Annotated in this window: 1 protein-coding gene; it reads right to left on the bottom strand. The window is 55.3% G+C overall.

Features of this window, described 5'->3' with window-relative positions; translation table 11 throughout:
• A partial coding sequence (locus tag WC359_15190) for a hypothetical protein (protein MFA5401795.1) occupies positions 1–3420 on the bottom strand: 3420 nt, incomplete at its 3' end.
• Between the last annotated feature and the right edge of the window lie 95 nt (positions 3421–3515).

Below are 3515 nucleotides of genomic sequence, written 5' to 3'. Positions count from 1 at the left end.
GGCTATCGCTGGAGTGACTGCATCATAATACCATTGATTCCACAGGATTGCCGTTCCAGTACCATCCATGTCAGCCGCGTGCGCGGAGTTCGTGATGACAAGGACGTCGGTCACGCTCTTGGCAACGCCAGCCGTCGTCGCCGTGTACGAGGTCGGCCCGGTAACATCGCCCCGCAGAACCGTGCTCGTGATACTCGTATTCCCCAGCGTCGCCGTGTTGCTGCCCGCGCCGATCGCGTTGTAGCCGATCACGATCTCGTTTGTGTCTCCAGACGCATAGGCACGAGACAAGCCGCCGAGATAGACGCACTGCGTAGCGGACACGTTCTGATCGGTCCCCGCTCCGTAATATCTACCAGCAGATACTCCGATCGCTATATCGTAGTTCCCGTTCATGCCGATCCCGGCCGCATATCCAGATACAACACTGTTTTTTATCGATGTAGCGTCTCTGGCTGCTATGCATCCGATGATGACATTGTTCCCATACGCCCCCACCACACTAGATGCAGCGGAGTATCCGAGATAGACAGAGTACCCAGTATTCGTTACCGCCGCACCAGCGGATGGACCTATACAGACGACCTGTTCGGCTGTCATCGACAGGTTACCGCCACCGCCGAAATTCCAATCATTTTTCGCGGTGATTGCGGAAACGGCCGATATAGCGTTGTACGTGAACGCCCCACCCGTCGCCACACCCATCGACGTCGCCCCCAGCGCCCCCGTCGTCGCGTTGTACGTCAGCGCCGCGTCGGTTTTCCCGGCCAAACTCCCGATCGCCGCCTCGTACAGCCCGACGTAGCATGTGGCCGAGGCGGTGTCCGCTACGGTGACGGTAGCAGCGTTGCCCGCCGACGTCGCGTAACCGTCCTTCAACCCCGCCACGGCGTTGAGCAACGACACCTCGCCGAACGCAGTGTCGAACGCGCTCCACTCCACAATCGAATCCGACAGCACGAGGTCGCTCGCGTAGGTCGATCCCGCCTTGTAGCCGTCCGACAGCGTGAGCAGCGCCGCGCTCGATACCGCCAACGTGCCCGCCGTGATCGTCGACAGCGTCAAGTCCTGCGACGTCGCCGACACGTTGCACGCCGCGCCCGAGCCGTCGATCGAGAACCCGCCCGACGCGTCCAGTGTTACCGCGACGCCGTCCAAATCGAGCACCGCCGCCGACGTCACCGCGAGCGTGCCGCTCGTCACGGTCGTGAGCGTGAGGTTGTTCGAGGTGACGCGAAACTCCGACGCGTGATTCGCGCGAATCGTAACTCCCTCAGACGTGTTGATCCCGACGGATGTAAATTCCGACGACAGTGCCAACGAGTTTGCGGCGGTGTGATTCAGTCGGAAATAGTCCGTCCCGTCCTCGACGTGAAACCCGTCGGCCGTTCCGGTCGCGCCAACCAGATCCACTACGAACGAGTACGCCCCGGTCTGCGCCCACGTCACGTCGCCAGCATCAACCGTGACCAACGACGCCCCGCCGCTCGCGTTGTACGCCTCGTCCAGCGTAACGACAGACGTCGCGCACTGGTTCATCGCGTTGAGCAGCGACACCTCGCCGAAGTTCGCTTCGAACGTCGTGTACTCCGCCGCGTTCAGCGCCAGATACAGCGCCCCCGCGTAACCGCCACCGGCCTTGTACCCGTCCGTGAACGAGATGAGTCCGGTGCCCGCTTGGAGCGCCAGGACCGACGTCGTGTTCGTGCTACCAACCGTCACCGTACGCGCCGATGCACTGTTCCCGAGGCTGATTGCTCCCGTGTTGGCAGCGCCGCCAATCAGGATGTCTCCCCCAGCATCCACATAAATTTGATTCTTCGCGTCGATGTTCAGAGTAGCAGTTCCGGCACCTACGTTCGTTGATCGAATTGTGATAGCATTGGCACCAGCATCATTTGCATCAGATATGATACCGACACCAGCAGGAGAACTGATCGTTGCAATACCAAGAGAGACGACATCGAAAGTCAGCGATGTCCCTATATTCACGGAACCGAAATCTGCCGTAAGGTTCAGCGTGTTCGCCGCAGCATGTGTAAGTCGTAAATAATCAGTTCCATCCTCAATAAAGAACCCATCGGCAGCTCCGGTGCATCCGGCGAGATTTGTTACAATTGAGAACGCTCCGGTTAAATTCCAAGAAACGTCACCGGCATCAACTGTAATGCTGCTGGCACCGCTAGATGCATTGTAGGCTTCATCCAGTGTAACAACAGAAGTAGCGCACTGGTTCAATGCATTCAACAGAGAAACTTCCCCAAAATTCGTCTCAAACGTACTCCATTCAGCCGCTGCATCAGACAGAACAAGGTCAGTGGCCCAAGTGGAAGCTGCTTTATATCCGTCTGTTAGAGTCAACAGACCGGCAGACGCTAAATACAAAACACCGGAAGTAACTGTACTGATTGTCAAATCGTTAGACGTTGCCGACACGTTGCACACAGCCCCACTGCCGTCTATCGAAAAGCCGCCCGTCGCATCCAGCGTCACAGCAACGCCATTCATATCGAGTATCGCCGCTGATGTGACAGCAAGTGTGCCACTCGTAACAGTCATGATAGTGAGGGTATCTCCCGTCACACGAAACTCGGATGCGTGATTTGCACGGAAAGTAACTCCATCGGACGTGTTGATCCCGACACTCGTCAATTCGGCGGATAACGCAAGAGCGTTGACCGCCGCGTATCGTGCGCGGAAATAATCCGTGCCATTCTCTATCAAAAACCCATCTGTGGAGGCACCAGTTGTAGCAGTCAAATCCAGCACAAACGAGTACGCCCCGGTCGGAGCCCACGTCACGTCCCCAGCGTCTACTGTAATCAGCGATGCCCCAGCACTCGCATTGTATGCCTCATCCAATGTGTAGGTTGTAATAACAGCAGCAGTAAGCCAAGACACGCCATTATACCACTCAAGCAGACCGGCACCATTCACACGAACCATACCAGCAGCCAAACCAACAGGCGCATCCTTTGTATCTGGCAACAACAGAGCTGACTCAGAATCTGCGGTTCTGTCAAAATTAATTCGTTTTCCTACCCCAACTCCCATATTTGTTCTGAGATTAACAACCGTATCTCCACCAACAGCGGTTGTACCAATATTTACAACATCATTAGCCGTAGAAAACGTACCACCCAACGTAATGGTGTCTCCGTCTCCACCACCAAGAGTAACATCCCCATCCCCAATAATAGAGCCGCCATCTACAATAGTAAGAACACCCTCAATATCAACATCTCCGGGAAATGTAGTTGTTACACCCGCCTGACCAATAGTTATACCAGAAGCATTAGTCCTCCCGATAGAAAGAATGACGGCAGCACCCGTATCCACACCACCAATTTGAATAATGTCCGCATCCAAAGCATTACGAACTTGCCCCAACTCACGAATAAGTGCCCTAACATCTGCCATAATTACACCTTCTTAAAAGGTTTCTTTCCACGAACTGAAGAACTGTCGTAATACGCCTGTTTATATTCCAACTTTTCTGCATTCTTCCCCGCAGC

It is taken from the genome of Dehalococcoidia bacterium (assembly GCA_041653995.1).
GTDB lineage: Bacteria > Chloroflexota > Dehalococcoidia > GIF9 > UBA5629 > CAIMUM01.
The sequence above is the reverse complement of the archived record's forward strand: the minus strand, read 5'-3'. Positions and strand labels throughout refer to the sequence as shown.